Here is a 19,170-nt window from a genome sequence, read left to right as displayed (position 1 = left end):
AACCTATGCTACGAGGATGGGTTATTTAATGCAAGATCTAACGTTTATTCTTTTTTCTATTTACCAGTCTTACCAACCTCCAGAGAATATAATTTTTTGATGCTAATATTTTTGCTCGTCTCTTATCTCTCTTGCCAGGAAGATTACAATCTCTTAATTCTTTTCCATTGCTTTCAACTAATTGATTCAATAGTTTAAAATCACCATTAAGTAGAACATTCCATAAATAACGAGTTTTATGATAAGCTCTATTTTGACTCAATAATGTATGAATTTCTTCTTTCCGGTTACCTTTATATAACTGCATCACAGAAGAGTAGATTCTTTCGTGCGCAAATGACTCATGTCGATAATGAGTGATGGTTCTACATGTGTTCATTAAGGAATTTTCTCTATAGTTATGCTTATACATATAATATGGAACCGCATACATATCGCATGTAATTAGCAGTCGATAGATAAAATCAAGATCTTCTCCTAGTCGTAAATCTTCATCAAAAAAAAGATTATTCTCTTCCAGAAGTTGTTTTCTTATAAACAAGCACCCTATATGGAATCTAACCTTTTTATAAAAAAAGTCGAAAAGTAAAGATCCTTCATTAAACTCTGTATTTATAGGTGAGTAAGTAACACCATCTTTTATATAATGGCCATAAAGCCCACAATAAATCGCATCCCCTCCCGTCTCATGTTGTCTGGTATACATCTTCAGCAGATAGTTAGGATCTATCTCATCATCATCATCCATAAAACATATAAACTGTCCTTGCGCCTTGCGGATACCTGTATTCCTGGCAGACGAAACACCGCCATTTTCTTTATTGATAATAATTAATCGAGAGTGGGTTAACCCATACTCTCTCAAAACGTTTGATGTGTTATCTTTAGAACCATCATTAACAATAACAATTTCAAAATTTGGGTAAGTTTGTTTTTCTAATTTCGTTAGAGTTTCAGTAATGTAATCAGATGAATTATACGTCGGTATTATTATGGATACTAAAGGGTAATCATTGCTCATCGTGTTCTCTTGCCTGAACTAATAAAATATGATAGTACTCATCCTTAATTATTATTGTAACTCAGACATCCATGATTTTTATTATTATCCAAATAGTTTTCTTTTATACTTATTTAATTTAAATTTAATGAAGTAAATAAAAGCGTTAAACGTATCACCATTTTTCTTTGCATGTTGATATTTCACTTGATACTGCTTTTCATTCGTGGCTGGAATAAACGCCACATCATTCCAGCAAGAATCCTGATAAGCCTCATTAAAATACTTCTGGCAGGGATAATTCGTCCAGTCGTTCCAGGGCTTCGTTACGCCAACATAATGAATCAGCTTAGTATCATCGGTAATGGTCTTTTTATAATCTTCATCGCTTTTATTTTTTAACTCATAGTCAATGCCATAAAAGCAATCATAATCGCCGCTAATAAAATTACAATGACCAAAGAACAGAATATTTAAAATATCCTGATCAAGGCATTTATACTTCGTGTGCTGCGGGTCACTTGCCAGCATAGCAATGGCTTTATTCATAAAATCATTTTTCGCCCATGCTTCAAGCTGCAGATATACTACACCGGCGTTGAAATAATTCCCTGGAAGTCCCTCTATAGCCAGACGCTTCGCTGGTTTTTCCTGCATAAAAGGCACATCTTTAATAACAGCTGCGAACTTATCCTCATCAAAATTAATATCAAGCAATCCAGCTAATGAGCCTTTACAGATGACATCAGCATCGATATATAACAGATTTTCAATAGTTTCACTCAAATACTGGAACGCAACTAAACGGAAGAATGTTGCATAAGACCACTGTTTCAGGCTGGGGAAGATATCAATAAAGGCATTGGAGACTTTATAAATTATTACTTCAACGTTAGCATTTTTGCTGGTAAAAGCATTAACACGTTGTAGATAATCTTCATCAATGTAGTCGGTAAAGAGATGAAACTTAACCGCAAGGTCCGGGTTATGCATAACAACTGATTGCATAGATACTGCCGCACCAAATAAAAAGTTACGGTCAATACCGTAAGCGATATTTAACACACGATCGGTGTTAGCAATTTCCCCAGAGACAGCGACTTCAGTAATACTCTCAGCTAATAAATCCATGTTGGTTCCGTTTTGACTGTGTGGTTTACGCTTTGCCTTTTAATTTTTTAATAAATTTGCGTAGTTTGGTTCTGTAGATTACTGAATAGTAGCCATAATCTTTTATTTCGTTGGCAATACCCAGGTGACGTTCCATGGCCAGACGATCACGAGCTTTACGCTCTGCCGTACAGCTTTTACCGGATAGGTCAATTATCCTGACACCATCTTTACTAACGATAAAGTTACCCCGGTGTGGGTCGCCCGATAGCATATTTAAGGCATGCAATTTTTCCATTGAAGCCTTAATTTCTGCTTTAACATTTTCTGGAATAATCGGCATATCATTGAGCTCTACGCCCTCGACATACTCGATAAGCATGATAAAAACACTGGCATAGTTGAAAATTTTACGCTCAGCCAGAAAATAAAAATCATTAGGAAAAGTAAGACCTGCACTTCTGACACGATCGGTTTCAACGATCAAATTCTGATAGTAGTCACCTTTTACAAAAGATTTTAAAAAACGTTCATTCCTTTTCGTTTTCGGAGCAAAGACTTTAAAAACATAGCGACCATATTTCGTATCAATCAACGATACTTTGGTATCATCAATATTACATAATACTTTTACTGTTTTAAAATTATAGGCCAGTATTTCATCAAAGATTTCTTTATATTTATTATCATTATCTTTATAATAAAATGAGAAGCCGCGATAACGTATACTTGTAATCATAAGAGTAATTTATTTCTTAAGCTTGTACTTAATTAATGAAGTTATGCCTTTTATATACTCACCATGGGCAAACAGATGCTTATATTGTTTCTGCATTTCTGCAACAGTCCGCGCCTCTTTAAGAGGATATTTCTTCCAGGGAGATTGTTCACGCGCGATATTAAAGTATGATGCAGACGGATATCCAGCCCAGCTATGCCATGGTTTAGTTATCCCTGTATAGTGAATCAACACTGTTTTATCGGTAATGGTTTGCTGATACTTTCGATGACTACGATCATAAAGTTCGTTTTTCAGGGTATAAATAGTATCAAAATCCTTCGCAAGGTAGATATTATTCATATTAAATGCGATATTCAACGCATCCTGATCTAAATATTTAAGAGAGCCATATTTAGTTTCCCCTCGTAAAAGTTTGAGTAAATACGGTGTCAAATTTGCTTCATGCCATTTTTTAAGATTGACATAGATAACGCCTGCATTGAAATAACGTCCATTCATTTCGGGAATGTTGAGGCGTTTTGCACATGCCGCCTGAGTACTATCATTGTCAGGAATGACCGCAGCAAACTCATCTTTAAATATAATTTCTGTGAGAGGTTTCAGGCTTCCTTTACAAACAACATCGGCATCCAGATACAGCAGTGTGGAAATACTTTCACTCAGATATTCAAAAGACAATACCCTGAAGTATGTCGCGTATGACCAAAACTGTGACGTCGGCAGATCAGCAAAGTATTTGGGGTCAATTAAATATACAATAATTGAGGTATTAAATTGTTTTGCTGTTTCATTAAATGACTTTAAATAATCATCATCCACATAATCAGTGAAAACATGAAAGACAAAATTAATATCTGAATTATTAATCAAAACGGAAGAAATTGAAACGCCAGCACCATACAAAAAATTCTTATCGATACCGTAGGAAACATTTAGCTCTGGGACGTTTTCTTTTTTATTATCTGCTAAATACGAAAACCGTTCTTTTATAAATTCATTCATTTAACTTTTCTCAATTTCATTTTATTATCTTTAAATAAAAATAATAAATATAATTCATTATCCCGTTAATTGGTTTATTTTGTTTAAAATTATGCTTGGCGCAATAACGAGCATAGTTTGAGTTAACTGGCCGCATTAACGGTTCATTTTTCCAGGGCGATGCTTCTTTGGCTTTGATAAAAGGTTGCGCACTTGGATAACCGGCCCAGTAATGCCAGGGTTTTGTCGGGCCGACATAATGAATTAATACGGTTTCATCATTAATTGGACAAACAAATGATTTTTTTAATTCATAATTTAAACTAAATTGCGTATTGTATTTAGCATCAATGAATTTAACTTTCCCTAACAGGATAAGATTAAGGATATCTTGATCCATATAGGTGAAACGGGAAACTATGGCTTTATCAGCAAGCATCGACATCGCTTTAGCAGAAACGGACTCCTGCGCCCACGCTAGTGTATTAATTAACAGGACACCTGAATTAAAGTAGCCCTTTTCAAGTTCATTACACTGCAGACTTTGACCCCGTAACGACCACCAGTTAGCATCGCGTTCAGTAACAACAGCAGCAACGTTATTGGCAAGATCCATTGTTATCAGCGGCTTTAAGTTTCCCTGACAGGCGATATCAGCATCCAGGTAAAGGATCTTATCTTGTTGATCAATAAAGTAATCTGCAATTACAAAACGGAAATACATGGCAATAGACCAATTTTTGGTCGTCGGTAATGCCTTAAGCCGTTCACAATTTACTAGATGGATCTGGATACAGGTACGATAGCTTTTCGCCAATTGGGCTAAACGCTGGATATCGGCTTCAGGGATATCATCAATAAAAACGTGGAAAACAAAACTCACGTCGTTGTTATGTAACAAAACTGACGTGATTGAAACACCACAACCAAAAAGAAAGTTTTTATCAATGCCATAAGCAACATGGAATGATGATGCCACTGACGCCGCTGGCCTTTCATCGAAGATGATTGTCTTATTGATCATCTCTTGTGGATTAAAATAGTGGGCACTCATATTTCTCTCCGGAAATTACAACGATTTTCGAATCGTTCTTTCCCTGATTTTTGTGGCTTTTGCTTCTGCTTGCGACAGCAGTCCTTGTTCCTGCTTGAGAATGTCTTTAAGCGGGGCGGCAAAATACACTTTCATAAACCGCCAGATATCCCGCTGAGTCAGGCCAATATTCATTGAAGAAAAATAAAGCCCTATAAGATCTTTATCGCGCCAACGACGTGGAACGCGCGTGCGAAGCTGCGCCCGGTGTAGGTCAATTACCGAAATTTTTAACTCCTCTTCCTTACCGGAAAAAGGCAAGTGCAGCAGGAAATGACAGATATAACAGTCACGGTGGTTAATGCCCGCAGCATGCATATCGCGCACCATCGTCGCGACACGCTTAATAAGCATACGCTTTACGCGAACATCTGGTGGGTTGGTCGCCCAGTCAGCACAGTAATCTTCCAGACTGATGGTTGGGGTCAGATCTTCGGTAATAATAAACGAGGTTCTGCTCAGCGGATTAATACCTTTTTCGCCAAATGCCACCCCATACATAGTATCAACGCCGACATCCCGCAGTCGATGAATCGCACTCCATTCGCGGTCTGCGCCTAATACTGGCATCCGCAATGAGAGTAAATTTTTGATTATCTCTTTCAGGGTCGTGCCGCGATGCCATTTGAGAAAATAGCTTTTGCCCGCCATTTCAAATCGCAGAGTGCGGCGAGTTTCCAGTTCACGAAAAACCTCACCCTGCAAGGTTTTAACTTCCTCAAAAGGATCTTTACCGCGCCATAACGTGGCAAACGGCTCTTTAAGTTCAACCATCCAGACCACCCGTTATGATATCCGCCGCTTTCTCTGGCAGACTGTATAAATCTTGTGTATCAGCATAATGTCGCGCATTTTCCGCCCAGGCCTGCGCAATGAAGATTGCGTTAACGCTTTGCGTAAAATCTCATTCAATGTTTCCTGGCGGAATGGCTCAGCAATAGCCTCGCCGCAATTGGCGTCGACAATATAATGCGCATAGCCACAAACGGCTGTTGTTAGTACCGGTAATCCTGCAGTAATCGCTTCCAGTAGCACAATTCCCGCTGCTTCCTGGTAGGCAGGATGCAGTAATAAATCCGCCGCCGCCATTAATTCCGAGACATCGTTGCGCCCCGAGAAGAAGTGAACATTACTGCGCACGCCGCGTTTTTCTGCCAGCGCCTCAAATTTTCGCGGTTTATCCTGTCCAACAACATATAGCAATGTGTTGTGGCGCAGCGAATCCGGTAACGAAGCAAGTGCTTCAATGGAACGATCGACACCTTTACGCGTGAAGTCTGAACCGACCTGCAACAATAAATATTGTTGTTCGGTTATTCCATTCTTCTTACGGAAGATTTCACGGCTATTAGCTGGCTGCTGGCTATATTTACGATCAGGATAAATCCCCGGTGGCAGAATATGAAAACGCTCCGCTTCAGTCTGATAATGTTTCTGGAAATCGGCGATTTGCTTATCTGTCAGCATCAGCAGCTGTGTCGGCTTGCCCTGTTCGAAGGTTGCCCGCTCAAAGGCGGCATAATGGCGATAACGTGACGTCAGGTGATAGAAAAAGCCTTTTTCCTGCGCGACTTTCTCGGCATAACAAACATCAGCGGCATAATAAACGTCCAGCCCCGGCATTTTGTTGAATCCAACGACTTTATCGACGGGATGTTCGCGTAAATGTTTTTGCACCCAGGCAAAATACTCCGCATTGCGCCCGTGATTGGTATGCGATTTAACCGGCACTTTGATCAGTTCAAATACATCAGGGTATTCGCCTTCCCACGACTGGGTATAAACCCGAACATGATGACCTCGGGCGGCGACTGTCTGAGCAATACGCATAAAATCGCGCTGCAAACCGCCAAAGGGAAAATATTTATATAAACAAAAAGCAACGATCATAACGACGTACCTGTCGTGGAGGAGGGCAGTAATTTATCGACAGCAGCAATGACATCTGCCGCCGGAATAACCGAAAGATACATCTCATTTCGGTCACGCTGATCGCGCGTTGGCATTTCCCGGTAATCTCCCGCCCAGAATTGAATCATGTTATTTGACCAGGGACGCCAGAAAATATGGTCTGTCGCACCAAACAGCGATATCAGCGGCGTATTAACTGCAGCGGCAATATGCGCCGGTGCGGAATCAACGCCAATAAACAGCTGCGCATGATCGATTAACGCACCAAGTTCCGGGAAGGTCACCTTTCCAGCCAGCGCCGTTACTGGTGGCGTCTGGCATCCCTGCGCAATTTCATTGACGCAGGCCAGATCGTCTTTATCTGGGCCGGACGTCAGAACAACTTCATAACCACGAGCATGTAAGGCATCAATCACAGCGGAAAACTTGGCGTTGTCCCAGCATTTGAAGATTTGCCGCGCCGTAGGTTGGATAACCACATAATTTTGTCCAACACCAGCGTGATCAAGTTCGCGACGCATACGTTTCCAGCTTGCAGGCGGGTAACTCATGGTTGTCTGCTTCACCAACGAATCAACTCCCAATGGGGTCAGCACGGATAAGTTACTTTCCACCACATTTCCACCCTGCAACGGCACCAAATGGGTGAAACTTTTACGCCAAAAAGCAGACTGCCGATGATGATAATCCTGGGAAATTTTCACACGGGCATTTAATAAGCGAACCAGTATAGCAACCATCCATTGATCGGTGAGATTGACGATAAGGTCATACTTATTGGCACGTAATACCTTGATGAGATGAAAAAAGTTGGCAATTTTTTCTGAGGCTTTTGCTTTTTTATTTTTTATGCCGTAGAGCGCGTTAATCTCTGGATTTTCAGACAGGATCGGGATGGTGTCCTGATAAAGCAGCACATCGATTTTTGCGTCAGGGTAATTTTTTTTCAGCGAACTAATGACGGGAGTAGTTAATAACATATCCCCATGAAAACGCATCTTAATGAGCAAAATTCTTCGAAATAGCTTATCCACAAGTAACTCTTTTTGTTGAGATTATCCGATTAAGGTGAAGCAGAAAAAGCACGCTACCGCCCCAGGCTCAACAGCTACCTGAATACTGATACCGCACTGATATTGACGCGCTAGTGTATCACTTCTTTCGCGGCAATCCGACCCGAATGATTTTTAAGCACATTGTTGATTTTCAATAAAGAAATCAATCAAATAAAATCATTAGCAACCATATTCTTTCACTGTTGCTCTGCGATTCCTTCCTGCACGTACAGCAGAAATCAATGAATCGCATAAAAATACAAAAAAAGTATAGATGTTCAGCAAGAATTGGCGGGTAAATTGCTATTTAAGTCAAAAACGGGAAAAGTAATGGTAAAGCCACAGCTAAATACATAGAATCCCCAGCACATCCATAAGTCAGCTATTTACTATGCTCGAATTGCTTTACACCGCCCTTCTCTACCTTATTCAGCCGCTGATCTGGATACGGCTCTGGGTGCGCGGACGTAAGGCTCCGGCCTATCGAAAACGCTGGGGTGAACGTTACGGTTTTTACCGCCATCTGCTAAAACCAGGCGGCATTATGCTGCACTCCGTCTCCGTCGGTGAAACTCTGGCGGCGATCCCGTTGGTGCGCGCGCTGCGTCATCGTTATCCTGATTTACCGATTACCGTTACAACCATGACGCCAACCGGTTCGGAGCGCGTACAATCGGCTTTCGGGAAGGATGTTCAGCACGTTTATCTGCCGTATGACCTGCCCGATGCACTTAATCGTTTCCTGAATAAAGTCGACCCTAAACTGGTGTTGATTATGGAAACCGAACTATGGCCTAACCTGATTGCGGCGCTACATAAACGTAAAATTCCGCTGGTGATCGCGAACGCGCGACTCTCTGCCCGCTCGGCCGCAGGTTATGCCAAACTGGGTAAATTCGTCCGTCGCTTGCTGCGTCGTATTACGCTGATTGCCGCCCAAAATGAAGAAGATGGTGCACGTTTTGTGGCGCTGGGCGCAAAAAATAACCAGGTAACCGTTACCGGTAGCCTGAAATTCGATATTTCTGTAACGCCGCAGTTGGCTGCTAAAGCCGTGACGCTGCGCCGCCAGTGGGCACCACACCGCCCGGTATGGATTGCCACCAGCACTCACGAAGGTGAAGAGAGTGTGGTGATCGCCGCACATCAGGTATTGTTACAGCAATTCCCGAATTTATTGCTCATCCTGGTACCCCGTCATCCAGAACGCTTCCCGGATGCGATTAACCTTGTCCGCCAGGCTGGACTAAGCTATATCACACGCTCTTCAGGGGAAGTCCCCTCCACCAGCACGCAGGTTGTGGTTGGCGATACGATGGGCGAGTTGATGTTACTGTACGGCATTGCCGATCTCGCCTTTGTTGGCGGTTCACTGGTTGAACGTGGTGGGCATAATCCGCTGGAAGCTGCCGCACACGCTATTCCGGTATTGATGGGGCCGCATACTTTTAATTTTAAAGACATTTGCGCGCGGCTGGAGCAGGCAAGCGGGCTGATTACCGTTACCGATGCCACTACGCTTGCAAAAGAGGTTTCCTCTTTACTCACCGACGCCGATTACCGTAGTTTCTATGGCCGTCATGCCGTTGAAGTACTGTATCAAAACCAGGGCGCGCTACAGCGCCTGCTTCAACTGCTGGAACCTTACCTGCCACCGAAAACGCATTGAGGTTGTTATGCAAAAACGGGCGATTTATCCGGGTACTTTCGATCCCATTACCAATGGTCATATCGATATCGTGACGCGCGCCACGCAAATGTTCGATCACGTTATTCTGGCGATTGCCGCCAGCCCCAGTAAAAAACCGATGTTTACCCTGGAAGAGCGTGTGGCGCTGGCACAGCAGGCAACCGCGCATCTGGGGAACGTGGAAGTAGTTGGGTTTAGTGATTTGATGGCGAACTTCGCCCGTAATCAACACGCTACGGTGCTGATTCGTGGCCTGCGTGCGGTGGCGGATTTTGAATATGAAATGCAGCTGGCGCATATGAATCGCCACTTAATGCCGGAACTGGAAAGTGTGTTTCTGATGCCGTCGAAAGAGTGGTCGTTTATCTCTTCATCGTTGGTGAAAGAGGTGGCGCGCCATCAGGGCGATGTCACCCATTTCCTGCCGGAGAATGTCCATCAGGCGCTGATGGCGAAGTTAGCGTAGCGTTTATGCCGGATGGTATGCGATCCGGCGTGCATGAATTACTTCTGGCACTGCCGACAATAAAACGTTGCCCGCTGCGCATGTTTAGTCGCCACAATCGGCGTACCGCACACCCGACACGGCTCACCTTTTCGCCCGTAAACCTGCAATTCCTGAGCGAAATAGCCCGGTTTACCATCACTTTGCAGAAAATCTTTCAGCGTTGTACCACCCTGCTCAATCGAACGCAGCAACACCGCTTTAATCACCCGAGCTAACAATTCACACTCTGCCAGCGACAGTGATGACGCCAGCCGATCCGGATGGATCCCCGCCGCAAACAGTGATTCGCTGGCATAGATATTCCCTACCCCTACCACCAGCTTGTTATCCATCAGCCACGGTTTAATCGCCGTTTTTTTCTTCGCGCACTTCTGATGCAGATACTCACCATTGAAATCGTCGCTAAGCGGCTCCGGTCCAAGATGGGCCAGCACATTATGCCCTTCCAGCTCTTTGGTCCACAGCCAGGCACCAAAGCGGCGCGGATCGGTGTAGCGCAGCACTTTGCCGTTGCTCATCACCAAATCCACATGGTCATGCTTTTCAGGGGGAAGTTCTTCTGGAAGGATGCGCAGGCTGCCAGACATCCCTAAATGAATGATAATCCAGCCCTCAGGCAGCTCCAGCAGCAGATATTTAGCCCGCCGCTGCACGCTAAGCACTGGTTGGTCGCTTAAACGGTAGATCTCTTCTGAAACCGGCCAGCGCAAGCGTCCGTTGCGCACCACTGCATGAAGAATGGTTGCACCAACGAGATGCGGTTCTATGCCGCGGCGGCTGGTTTCAACTTCGGGTAATTCAGGCATAGCATCTCCAGGAATGAACAGATGCAGTCAATATGGGGGCAAGCAGATAACAAAAAACCCCGCCGGAGCGAGGTTTTTTGTTACATCAAAGCGAGAATTATTTGATTTTCGCTTCTTTGTAGATCACGTGCTGGCGAACAACTGGATCGAATTTTTTCAGTTCCAGTTTTTCCGGCTTAGTACGTTTGTTCTTCGTAGTGGTATAGAAGTGACCAGTACCAGCAGAAGAAACCAGCTTGATTTTCTCACGAATACCTTTAGCCATGATTTATTTCCTCTAAGTACTTAGTACTTTTCGCCACGGGCACGCAGTTCAGCCAGAACTGTATCGATGCCTTTTTTATCGATTACACGCATACCTTTAGCAGATACGCGCAGGGTGACAAAACGCTTCTCGCTCTCAACCCAGAAACGGTGAGAGTGCAGGTTCGGCAGGAAACGGCGTTTAGTCGCGTTCAGTGCGTGGGAACGGTTGTTACCGGTCACCGGACGCTTGCCAGTAACTTGGCAGACTCGGGACATGTCTATTCTCCAAAAATCAAATTAGCTCGAGCTTCGTATGGGGTATTGGCGCCTCGTCAGGCTTTACAGCCCAGTCATCGCAGTTCTATGTGAACTCTCGATTGCCAGGCCCAAATGCCAAACCCGAGATTCTCAAAGGTGGCGTAGTATACGCTGACTCAGCGATGTGCTCAAGTCCCGAACAGACAAAGATCCCGAAGGATCGCGCATAGCGGGTTAAATCCAGCCGCGTTCAGCAAAAGAAACATACTCTCCACGCCCAATCACGATATGGTCGAGCACGCGTAAATCCATGAACTGACAACTCTTTATTATCCGTTCAGTAATGAGTTTATCCGCTTTACTGGGTTCAGCACAACCCGAAGGGTGATTATGTGCAAGGATCAGCGCCGAGGCGTTTATTTTTATCGCTTCGCGGATAATTTCCCGAGGATGGACTTCAACATGGTTTAGCGTGCCGGAAAAAAGACGGCTATGCGTTATAACCCGGTGTTGTGAGTCGAGAAAGATCACCATAAAGATCTCCCGCTCCTCACCCGTAAGCTGGCTTTGTAAAAATTCCCGCGTCATCTCCGGGCTGAGTAAAGGGCTTTCTTCACGCATCCGCACGTTGTAGTAACGCCGCGCCAGTTCAGCAATCCCCTTTAACTGGGCAAATTTCGCCACGCCAATTCCATGAACGCCACTAAATTGTTCATATTCAGAGGTTAACAAGCCATAAAGAGAGCCGAAATTCTCCAGCATCTCTTTTGCCAGGGTTAATACATCTTTACCGCGCGTTCCGGTACGCAGAAATAGCGCCAGCAGCTCGACATCCGTTAAGGCGCTAATACCAAACTTCAGCATTTTTTCGCGCGGCATCAACAGCTGTGAATTGTTTTTCACCTTCACCTCCTTTGTGGTGCTCGCATCCTGTCATAGCCGTTCCGTTAAATCGACGGCCAGTTTTCAATCCTGGAAAGCGCCTCGCAAAGTGATTCTCAGGTGAAGGCACGACAACAAAAGTATTGTGATAAAATCGCCAACTTCTGGTGTCACCCAACAGGAAAAATCATCATGAGCCTGGCCGGTAAAAAAATCGTTCTCGGCGTTAGCGGCGGTATTGCTGCCTATAAAACCCCTGAACTGGTGCGTCGTTTGCGCGATCGCGGGGCCGACGTCCGCGTAGCCATGACCGAAGCGGCAAAAGCCTTTATCACCCCACTTAGCTTGCAGGCGGTTTCTGGTTATCCCGTTTCCGACAGTTTGCTGGACCCGGCAGCCGAAGCCGCTATGGGCCATATTGAGCTGGGTAAATGGGCTGATTTAGTGATTCTCGCCCCTGCCACGGCAGATTTGATTGCCCGTGTTGCTGCCGGAATGGCGAATGACCTGGTATCGACGATTTGTCTGGCTACACCTGCGCCTGTAGCCGTGCTCCCCGCCATGAACCAGCAGATGTACCGTGCCGCTGCCACGCAGCATAATTTAGAGGGGCTTGCTTCCCGTGGTTTGCTCATCTGGGGGCCAGACAGTGGCAGTCAGGCTTGTGGTGATATCGGTCCTGGGCGAATGCTCGATCCGTTAACCATTGTGGATATGGCGGTGGCGCATTTTTCGCCCGTCAACGACCTGAAACATCTGAACATTATGATTACCGCCGGTCCGACGCGTGAACCGCTCGATCCCGTGCGTTATATCTCTAATCACAGCTCCGGCAAGATGGGTTTTGCTATCGCCGCCGCCGCTGCCCGTCGTGGCGCGAACGTCACGCTGGTATCAGGTCCGGTTTCACTACCGACGCCACCGTTTGTTAAACGTGTTGATGTGATGACCGCGCTGGAAATGGAAGCCGCCGTGAATGCTTCTGTACAGCAGCAAAATATTTTTATCGGCTGCGCCGCCGTGGCGGATTATCGCGCAGCTACCGTGGCCCCAGAAAAAATCAAAAAGCAGGCCACGCAGGGTGATGAATTAACAATAAAAATGGTTAAAAACCCCGATATCGTCGCAGGCGTTGCCGCACTAAAAGACCATCGACCCTACGTCGTTGGATTTGCCGCCGAAACAAATAATGTGGAAGAATACGCCCGGCAAAAACGTATCCGTAAAAACCTTGATCTGATCTGCGCGAACGATGTTTCCCAGCCAACTCAAGGATTTAACAGCGACAACAACGCATTACACCTTTTCTGGCAGGACGGAGATAAAGTCTTACCGCTTGAGCGCAAAGAGCTCCTTGGCCAACTATTACTCGACGAGATCGTGACCCGTTATGATGAAAAAAATCGACGTTAAGATTCTGGACCCGCGCGTTGGGAAGGAATTTCCGCTCCCGACTTATGCCACCTCTGGCTCTGCCGGACTTGACCTGCGTGCCTGTCTCGACGACGCCGTAGAACTGGCTCCGGGTGACACTACGCTGGTTCCGACCGGGCTGGCGATTCATATTGCCGATCCTTCACTGGCGGCAATGATGCTGCCGCGCTCCGGATTGGGACATAAGCACGGTATCGTGCTTGGTAACCTGGTAGGATTGATCGATTCCGACTATCAGGGCCAGTTGATGATTTCCGTGTGGAACCGTGGTCAGGACAGCTTCACCATTCAACCTGGCGAACGCATCGCCCAGATGATTTTTGTTCCGGTAGTACAGGCTGAATTTAATCTGGTGGAAGATTTCGACGCCACCGACCGCGGTGAAGGCGGCTTTGGTCACTCTGGTCGTCAGTAACACATACGCATCCGAATAACGTCATAACATAGCCGCAAACATTTCGTTTGCGGTCATAGCGTGGGTGCCGCCTGGCAAGTGCTTATTTTCAGGGGTATTTTGTAACATGGCAGAAAAACAAACTGCGAAAAGGAACCGTCGCGAGGAAATACTTCAGTCTCTGGCGCTGATGCTGGAATCCAGCGATGGAAGCCAACGTATCACGACGGCAAAACTGGCCGCCTCTGTCGGCGTTTCCGAAGCGGCACTGTATCGCCACTTCCCCAGTAAGACCCGCATGTTCGATAGCCTGATTGAGTTTATCGAAGATAGCCTGATTACTCGCATCAACCTGATTCTGAAAGATGAGAAAGACACCACAGCGCGCCTGCGTCTGATTGTGTTGCTGCTTCTCGGTTTTGGTGAGCGTAATCCTGGCCTGACCCGCATCCTCACTGGTCATGCGCTAATGTTTGAACAGGATCGCCTGCAAGGGCGCATCAACCAGCTGTTCGAGCGTATTGAAGCGCAGCTGCGTCAGGTATTGCGTGAAAAGAGAATGCGTGAGGGTGAAGGTTACACCACCGATGAAACCCTGCTGGCAAGCCAGATCCTGGCCTTCTGTGAAGGTATGCTGTCACGTTTTGTCCGCAGCGAATTTAAATACCGCCCGACGGATGATTTTGACGCCCGCTGGCCGCTAATTGCGGCACAGTTGCAGTAATATGACGCCGGATGACTTTTCATCCGGCGAGTTTCTTTAAACGCCAAACTCTTCGCGATAGGCCTTAACCGCCGCCAGATGTTCCGCCATTTCCGGCTTCTCTTCCAGGTAAGCAATCAGGTCTTTCAGGGTGATGATAGAGATCACTTTGCAGTTGTAATCACGCTCAACTTCCTGAATCGCCGAAATCTCGCCGCGCCCCCGTTCCTGACGATCAAGCGAAATCAACACGCCAGCAAGCGTCGCGCCATTAGCCTGAATAATCTCCATCGATTCGCGAATCGCCGTTCCGGCGGTGATCACATCATCTACCAGCATTACGCGTCCTTGTAACGCGCTACCAACCAGATTGCCGCCTTCACCGTGGTCTTTTGCCTCTTTGCGGTTAAAGCAGTACGGCAGGTCAAGGTCATGATGCTCCGCCAGCGCCACGGCGGTAGTGGTGGCAATCGGGATCCCTTTGTAAGCAGGGCCAAACAGCAGATCGAACTCAAGGCCGGAATCCACCAACGCTTCAGCGTAAAAACGGCCTAACAGTGCCAGATCGCGCCCGGTATTAAACAGCCCGGCGTTGAAGAAATAGGGGCTTTTGCGCCCGGACTTCAACGTAAACTCGCCAAACTTTAACACCTGCTTGCCAAGCGCAAATTCAATAAACTGGCGCTGATATGGTTTCATGCCTTCGCTCCTCATCTTACTTTTCTACAGACAAAAAAAAGGCGACTCATCAGTCGCCTTAAAAATCAGTTTGCCAGCGCCGCCTTCTGCGTCGCTACAATGGATTCGATTCCCCCTCGGGCCAGAGCCAACAAGGTGAGTAGCTCTTCATGGGTGAACGGCTCGCCTTCTGCCGTCCCCTGCACTTCAATGATGCGCCCGTCTTCGGTCATCACTACGTTCATGTCGGTCTCTGCGGCAGAGTCTTCAACGTATTCCAGATCGCAAACCGCTTCGCCATTCACAATTCCGACAGAAACTGCGGCTACCATCCCTTTCATCGGGTTGGTTTTCAGCTTGCCGTTTTCCACCAGCTTCTGTAGCGCATCTGCCAGCGCCACGCAGGCACCCGTAATCGACGCGGTACGCGTGCCACCATCAGCCTGAAGCACGTCGCAGTCCAGCGTAATGGTGAACTCACCCAGCGCTTTCAAATCTACTGCCGCGCGAAGAGCACGGGCGATCAGACGCTGGATTTCCATTGTGCGTCCACCCTGCTTACCTTTCGCCGCTTCACGAGCGTTACGGGTGTGGGTAGAACGTGGCAGCATGCCGTACTCTGCGGTGATCCAGCCCTGGCCCTGACCTTTCAGGAAGCGCGGCACGCCTTCTTCAATAGAGGCGGTACACAACACTTTGGTATCGCCAAATTCGACCAGCACCGAGCCTTCTGCATGTTTTGTATAGTTACGAGTCAGGGTAACGGGACGCACCTGATTATTGCTACGGCCTGCTGGACGCATATTGAAATCTCCGGCTTGAAACAAATGTGGCTGCGCATTATACGGACTTCCGGCGGTTATTCCTATCCTGACAAGGCATCGATGGCTATAATCCTTCCACCTCTCCTTTTATAAACAGGAACGTCTATGATCCGCAGTATGACCGCCTACGCCCGGCGTGAAATCAAGGGTGAATGGGGGAGCGCAACCTGGGAAATGCGCTCGGTAAACCAGCGTTATCTGGAAACTTACTTTCGTCTGCCGGAGCAGTTCCGTAGCCTTGAACCTGTCGTTCGCGAGCGTATTCGTTCTCGCCTGACGCGCGGTAAAGTGGAATGTACCCTGCGCTATGAGCCAGATATTAGCGCGCAAGGTGAGCTGATCCTCAACGAAAAACTGGCTAAACAGCTGGTAACTGCCGCGAACTGGGTAAAAATGCAGAGTGACGAAGGGGAAATCAACCCGGTTGATATTCTACGCTGGCCGGGCGTGATGGCAGCCCAGGAGCAGGATCTTGACGCCATTGCCGCTGAAATTCTCGCGGCGCTGGATGGTACGCTGGACGACTTTATTGTCGCGCGTGAAACCGAAGGTCAGGCACTGAAAGCATTGATCGAGCAGCGTCTGGAAGGCGTCACCGCCGAAGTGGTCAAAGTCCGCGCCCATATGCCGGAAATCCTGCAATGGCAGCGTGAGCGTCTGGTCGCGAAGCTGGAAGATGCTCAGGTTCAGTTGGAAAACAACCGTCTGGAGCAGGAGCTGGTTCTGCTGGCACAACGAATTGACGTTGCCGAAGAACTGGACCGCCTGGAAGCGCATGTCAAAGAGACCTACAACATTCTGAAGAAAAAAGAAGCCGTTGGTCGTCGTCTGGACTTTATGATGCAGGAATTCAACCGCGAGTCGAACACTCTTGCGTCGAAGTCTATCAATGCCGAAGTGACAAACTCCGCGATTGAGCTGAAAGTGTTGATTGAGCAGATGCGCGAGCAGATTCAGAATATCGAGTAAGCTATCAGCAACATTTAGGACGACGCATAAATCACACCAAGCCCGCAACCCAGCGGGCTTTTTTGTTATCATGGGCTATCATAAAGACGCAACAAAGCGCATGATTATGGTGTACACAAAGGTGTACCCAATGAGGTTTGGGTACACCTTTGTGTACACCCCCTATTCAAAGTTTGGATATTCGCAAAATGCCAAAACTAACAGACATGCAGATCCGCGCATGGATTAAGAGCGGAGAGCGATTCGAGGGTCGGGCAGACGGTAACGGTTTATACCTACGTTACCGTGAAGCCGACAAAACCCCCACATGGAGATTCCGCTATAAACTCGCAGGGAAGTCCCGCGCCATGCTAATTGGTTCGTATAGCGAGCTATCACTATCAAAGGCCAGAGAGACAGCCAAAGAGCTATCGGCTCGCGTTGCGCTGGGCTATGACGTTGCAGGAGAGAAGCAGAAGCGCAAAACCGAAGCACTGGCGAAGATGGAAGCAGAGAAGAACGCTATGCGCGTTTCAGAGCTTGCCGCTGAATACTTTGAGCGTCAGATCCTCCCGCGCTGGAAGCACCCCGATATACTCCGCCGCCGTATCGACAAAGATATAAACCCCTGCATTGGCAGCATGAAGGTAGAGGACGTGAAACCGCGCCATATCGATGACATGCTGAAAGGTATTGTTGACCGTGGAGCGCCGACCATAGCAACGGACGTGCTGAGATGGACGCGCCGCATATTCGACTACGGAATCAAACGGCACGCGCTAGAGATTAACCCCTGTTCAGCCTTTGAGGTGGCAGACGCCGGAGGGAAAGAAGCTGCCCGTGACCGCTGGTTAACCCGCGATGAGTTAATCCAGCTATTCAAAGCCATGCGCACGGCTAAGGGATTCAGTCGCCAGAACGAAGTCACGTTCAAATTACTGCTAGCGTTATGCGTCCGCAAAATGGAATTATGCGCCGCACGATGGGAAGAGTTTGATTTAGATGGTGCGGTATGGCATTTGCCGGAAGAACGCAGCAAAAACGGAGACCCTATTGATATACCTCTACCTTCCCCAGCCGTTGAATGGTTGAGAGAGCTACACACCTTTTCATGTAATAGCGCATGGGTGCTTCCGGCCAGGAAGATGCAAAACAGAATGATCCCACATATTCAGGAAAGCACTTTACCCGTAGCACTGTCTAAGGTTCGCGCCGAAATGCCGGATGTGCCTAATTTCACGATTCACGACTTTCGACGCACCGCACGTACTCATTTAGCAGCGTTGGGTGTTGATCCTGTTGTGGCGGAACGATGCCTCAATCATCGCATTAAGGGCGTAGAGGGGATTTATAACCGCCATCAGTATTTTGATGAGCGTAAAGCAGCACTGGCACAGTGGGCTGATCTGCTGGTGGCACTGGAAAGCGGAAAAGACTACAACGTAACGCCTCTCAGAAGGGCGAACTAACTGAATAGATTGAGCCTAGCTCGACGGGGCGAAAAGCGGGAAGCCTTACCGCCTGGCTCAATCACAAAATAAGGCGCAGCGTAAAAGGTGACGCAATGAAAAAATTACCACCCGCCCCTTTTTTCAGGCTTAACAGAGCAGCCGAATTATTAGAAATAGATATTGATGATCTTTTGATTATGGCGGCGGCAGAATCTATATATTTGAGCGCGTACCTTTGCGGCTACGACGGCACAGGTGATGCTGCCAACTTACTGATTTAGTGTATGATGGTGTTTTTGAGGTGCTCCAGTGGCTTCTGTTTCTATCAGCTGTCCCTCCTGTTCAGCTACTGACGGGGTGGTGCGTAACGGCAAAAGCACTGCCGGACATCAGCGCTATCTCTGCTCTCACTGCCGTAAAACATGGCAACTGCAGTTCACTTACACCGCTTCTCAA

The 19,170-nt window shown here is 47.0% G+C and carries 22 protein-coding genes and 1 pseudogene; 9 read left to right on the top strand and 14 right to left on the bottom strand.

All coding sequences use genetic code 11. The features are described 5' to 3' along the window. Positions 1-37: 37 nt before the first annotated feature. From BGK49_RS09930 to rfaQ, 8 genes and pseudogenes are all read right to left on the bottom strand, one after another. Entirely contained in the window at positions 38-1,021 is a 984-nt protein-coding gene (locus BGK49_RS09930) for a glycosyltransferase family 2 protein (RefSeq protein ID WP_069375733.1), read from the bottom strand. A gap of 84 nt (positions 1,022-1,105) precedes the next feature. Then, positions 1,106-2,131 carry a UDP-galactose--(galactosyl) LPS alpha1,2-galactosyltransferase gene (locus BGK49_RS09925; protein ID WP_000364785.1) on the bottom strand — a complete coding sequence of 342 codons (1,026 nt, stop codon included), beginning with the start codon at positions 2,129-2,131 and terminating at the stop codon, positions 1,106-1,108. Between the two features lie 25 nt (positions 2,132-2,156). Beyond that, complete coding sequence (gene rfaY, locus BGK49_RS09920) at positions 2,157-2,849, bottom strand: lipopolysaccharide core heptose(II) kinase RfaY (RefSeq protein ID WP_000633078.1); 693 nt, start codon at positions 2,847-2,849, stop codon at positions 2,157-2,159. Positions 2,850-2,858: 9 nt separating this feature from the next. Further along, entirely contained in the window at positions 2,859-3,854 is a 996-nt protein-coding gene (locus BGK49_RS09915) for a glycosyltransferase family 8 protein (RefSeq protein ID WP_001001733.1), read from the bottom strand. 16 nt (positions 3,855-3,870) lie between these two features. Next, complete coding sequence (gene waaO / locus BGK49_RS09910; RefSeq protein ID WP_001272731.1) at positions 3,871-4,887, bottom strand: lipopolysaccharide 3-alpha-galactosyltransferase; 1,017 nt, start codon at positions 4,885-4,887, stop codon at positions 3,871-3,873. Between the two features lie 15 nt (positions 4,888-4,902). Beyond that, positions 4,903-5,700, bottom strand: coding sequence for a lipopolysaccharide core heptose(I) kinase RfaP (gene rfaP / locus BGK49_RS09905; protein WP_004987565.1), 798 nt, complete (start codon positions 5,698-5,700; stop codon positions 4,903-4,905). Next, positions 5,693-6,816, bottom strand: a pseudogene (locus BGK49_RS09900) (glycosyltransferase family 4 protein). The gene rfaP and the pseudogene BGK49_RS09900 overlap by 8 nt, the downstream one beginning before the upstream one ends. Next, entirely contained in the window at positions 6,813-7,871 is a 1,059-nt protein-coding gene (gene rfaQ / locus BGK49_RS09895; RefSeq protein WP_000359317.1) for a lipopolysaccharide core heptosyltransferase RfaQ, read from the bottom strand. Before rfaQ ends, BGK49_RS09900 begins: the two are co-directional and overlap by 4 nt. Positions 7,872-8,283: 412 nt before the next feature. Between rfaQ and waaA the strand changes: the two genes are divergently transcribed. Both waaA and coaD read left to right on the top strand, forming a co-directional pair. After that, complete coding sequence (gene waaA, locus BGK49_RS09890) at positions 8,284-9,561, top strand: lipid IV(A) 3-deoxy-D-manno-octulosonic acid transferase (protein WP_000891549.1); 1,278 nt, start codon at positions 8,284-8,286, stop codon at positions 9,559-9,561. A gap of 7 nt (positions 9,562-9,568) precedes the next feature. After that, positions 9,569-10,048, top strand: a complete 480-nt coding sequence (gene coaD, locus BGK49_RS09885) for a pantetheine-phosphate adenylyltransferase (RefSeq protein ID WP_001171866.1) — start codon at positions 9,569-9,571, stop codon at positions 10,046-10,048. Positions 10,049-10,086: 38 nt separating this feature from the next. Here the strand turns inward: coaD and mutM are convergent, their stop codons facing one another. The 4 genes from mutM to radC all read right to left on the bottom strand — a co-directional run bounded on the left by mutM (position 10,087) and on the right by radC (position 12,303). After that, complete coding sequence (gene mutM, locus BGK49_RS09880; RefSeq protein ID WP_001114533.1) at positions 10,087-10,896, bottom strand: bifunctional DNA-formamidopyrimidine glycosylase/DNA-(apurinic or apyrimidinic site) lyase; 810 nt, start codon at positions 10,894-10,896, stop codon at positions 10,087-10,089. A 97-nt stretch (positions 10,897-10,993) separates the two neighbouring features. Further along, positions 10,994-11,161 carry a 50S ribosomal protein L33 gene (rpmG, locus tag BGK49_RS09875; protein WP_001051798.1) on the bottom strand — a complete coding sequence of 56 codons (168 nt, stop codon included), beginning with the start codon at positions 11,159-11,161 and terminating at the stop codon, positions 10,994-10,996. Between the two features lie 20 nt (positions 11,162-11,181). Then, on the bottom strand, positions 11,182-11,418 hold the full coding sequence (rpmB, locus tag BGK49_RS09870) for a 50S ribosomal protein L28 (RefSeq protein ID WP_000091955.1): 237 nt from the start codon (positions 11,416-11,418) through the stop codon (positions 11,182-11,184). A gap of 216 nt (positions 11,419-11,634) precedes the next feature. Next, the gene (gene radC, locus BGK49_RS09865; protein ID WP_001298959.1) at positions 11,635-12,303 is read right to left on the bottom strand and encodes a RadC family protein; all 669 of its coding nucleotides are present in this window, start codon (positions 12,301-12,303) and stop codon (positions 11,635-11,637) included. Positions 12,304-12,474: 171 nt separating this feature from the next. On the opposite strand from radC, the gene coaBC reads away from it, so the two are divergent. The 3 genes from coaBC to slmA all read left to right on the top strand — a co-directional run bounded on the left by coaBC (position 12,475) and on the right by slmA (position 14,834). Next, on the top strand, positions 12,475-13,695 hold the full coding sequence (gene coaBC / locus BGK49_RS09860) for a bifunctional phosphopantothenoylcysteine decarboxylase/phosphopantothenate--cysteine ligase CoaBC (protein ID WP_000050124.1): 1,221 nt from the start codon (positions 12,475-12,477) through the stop codon (positions 13,693-13,695). Then, a complete protein-coding gene (gene dut, locus BGK49_RS09855) occupies positions 13,673-14,131 on the top strand; it encodes a dUTP diphosphatase (protein WP_000976070.1) in 459 nt (152 codons plus the stop codon). The genes coaBC and dut overlap by 23 nt, the downstream gene beginning before the upstream one ends. Positions 14,132-14,237: 106 nt before the next feature. Further along, positions 14,238-14,834, top strand: coding sequence for a nucleoid occlusion factor SlmA (slmA, locus tag BGK49_RS09850; protein ID WP_000818601.1), 597 nt, complete (start codon positions 14,238-14,240; stop codon positions 14,832-14,834). Between the two features lie 36 nt (positions 14,835-14,870). On the opposite strand, the gene pyrE is transcribed toward slmA, so the two are convergent. Then, the gene (gene pyrE / locus BGK49_RS09845) at positions 14,871-15,512 is read right to left on the bottom strand and encodes an orotate phosphoribosyltransferase (RefSeq protein WP_000806161.1); all 642 of its coding nucleotides are present in this window, start codon (positions 15,510-15,512) and stop codon (positions 14,871-14,873) included. Between the two features lie 65 nt (positions 15,513-15,577). Next, positions 15,578-16,294 (bottom strand): ribonuclease PH, encoded by a 717-nt coding sequence (rph, locus tag BGK49_RS09840; RefSeq protein ID WP_001247093.1) that lies wholly within the window; start codon positions 16,292-16,294, stop codon positions 15,578-15,580. 126 nt (positions 16,295-16,420) lie between these two features. Between rph and BGK49_RS09835 the strand changes: the two genes are divergently transcribed. The 4 genes from BGK49_RS09835 to BGK49_RS26240 form a co-directional block, all read left to right on the top strand. Then, positions 16,421-17,284, top strand: coding sequence for a YicC/YloC family endoribonuclease (locus tag BGK49_RS09835; RefSeq protein WP_000621321.1), 864 nt, complete (start codon positions 16,421-16,423; stop codon positions 17,282-17,284). Between the two features lie 188 nt (positions 17,285-17,472). Then, entirely contained in the window at positions 17,473-18,732 is a 1,260-nt protein-coding gene (locus BGK49_RS09830) for a tyrosine-type recombinase/integrase (RefSeq protein ID WP_024259684.1), read from the top strand. A gap of 95 nt (positions 18,733-18,827) precedes the next feature. Then, positions 18,828-18,995, top strand: coding sequence for a hypothetical protein (locus BGK49_RS30150; RefSeq protein ID WP_005045084.1), 168 nt, complete (start codon positions 18,828-18,830; stop codon positions 18,993-18,995). Between the two features lie 28 nt (positions 18,996-19,023). Beyond that, positions 19,024-19,170, top strand: a 147-nt coding sequence (locus BGK49_RS26240) for an IS1 family transposase (RefSeq protein WP_001393286.1), incomplete at its 3' end; no start/stop codon positions are given.

The sequence above is a fragment of the Shigella sp. FC1544 genome (assembly GCF_001722145.1).
GTDB classification, from domain to species: domain Bacteria; phylum Pseudomonadota; class Gammaproteobacteria; order Enterobacterales; family Enterobacteriaceae; genus Escherichia; species Escherichia coli.
The sequence above is the reverse complement of the archived record's forward strand: the minus strand, read 5'-3'. Positions and strand labels throughout refer to the sequence as shown.

What these genes read in the sequence shown, in the direction of transcription:
- BGK49_RS09915 (WP_001001733.1), bottom strand. Translation starts at nt 3,854, where the DNA reads ATGAATGAATTTATAAAAGAACGGTTTTCGTATTTAGCAGATAATAAA.
- waaA (WP_000891549.1), top strand. Translation starts at nt 8,284, where the DNA reads ATGCTCGAATTGCTTTACACCGCCCTTCTCTACCTTATTCAGCCGCTG.
- waaO (WP_001272731.1), bottom strand. Translation starts at nt 4,887, where the DNA reads ATGAGTGCCCACTATTTTAATCCACAAGAGATGATCAATAAGACAATC.
- rfaY (WP_000633078.1), bottom strand. Translation starts at nt 2,849, where the DNA reads ATGATTACAAGTATACGTTATCGCGGCTTCTCATTTTATTATAAAGAT.
- coaBC (WP_000050124.1), top strand. Translation starts at nt 12,475, where the DNA reads ATGAGCCTGGCCGGTAAAAAAATCGTTCTCGGCGTTAGCGGCGGTATT.
- pyrE (WP_000806161.1), bottom strand. Translation starts at nt 15,512, where the DNA reads ATGAAACCATATCAGCGCCAGTTTATTGAATTTGCGCTTGGCAAGCAG.
- BGK49_RS09835 (WP_000621321.1), top strand. Translation starts at nt 16,421, where the DNA reads ATGATCCGCAGTATGACCGCCTACGCCCGGCGTGAAATCAAGGGTGAA.
- slmA (WP_000818601.1), top strand. Translation starts at nt 14,238, where the DNA reads ATGGCAGAAAAACAAACTGCGAAAAGGAACCGTCGCGAGGAAATACTT.
- coaD (WP_001171866.1), top strand. Translation starts at nt 9,569, where the DNA reads ATGCAAAAACGGGCGATTTATCCGGGTACTTTCGATCCCATTACCAAT.
- rpmG (WP_001051798.1), bottom strand. Translation starts at nt 11,161, where the DNA reads ATGGCTAAAGGTATTCGTGAGAAAATCAAGCTGGTTTCTTCTGCTGGT.
- dut (WP_000976070.1), top strand. Translation starts at nt 13,673, where the DNA reads ATGATGAAAAAAATCGACGTTAAGATTCTGGACCCGCGCGTTGGGAAG.
- rfaP (WP_004987565.1), bottom strand. Translation starts at nt 5,700, where the DNA reads ATGGTTGAACTTAAAGAGCCGTTTGCCACGTTATGGCGCGGTAAAGAT.
- rph (WP_001247093.1), bottom strand. Translation starts at nt 16,294, where the DNA reads ATGCGTCCAGCAGGCCGTAGCAATAATCAGGTGCGTCCCGTTACCCTG.
- BGK49_RS09830 (WP_024259684.1), top strand. Translation starts at nt 17,473, where the DNA reads ATGCCAAAACTAACAGACATGCAGATCCGCGCATGGATTAAGAGCGGA.
- BGK49_RS30150 (WP_005045084.1), top strand. Translation starts at nt 18,828, where the DNA reads ATGAAAAAATTACCACCCGCCCCTTTTTTCAGGCTTAACAGAGCAGCC.
- BGK49_RS09930 (WP_069375733.1), bottom strand. Translation starts at nt 1,021, where the DNA reads ATGAGCAATGATTACCCTTTAGTATCCATAATAATACCGACGTATAAT.
- rpmB (WP_000091955.1), bottom strand. Translation starts at nt 11,418, where the DNA reads ATGTCCCGAGTCTGCCAAGTTACTGGCAAGCGTCCGGTGACCGGTAAC.
- BGK49_RS09925 (WP_000364785.1), bottom strand. Translation starts at nt 2,131, where the DNA reads ATGGATTTATTAGCTGAGAGTATTACTGAAGTCGCTGTCTCTGGGGAA.
- mutM (WP_001114533.1), bottom strand. Translation starts at nt 10,896, where the DNA reads ATGCCTGAATTACCCGAAGTTGAAACCAGCCGCCGCGGCATAGAACCG.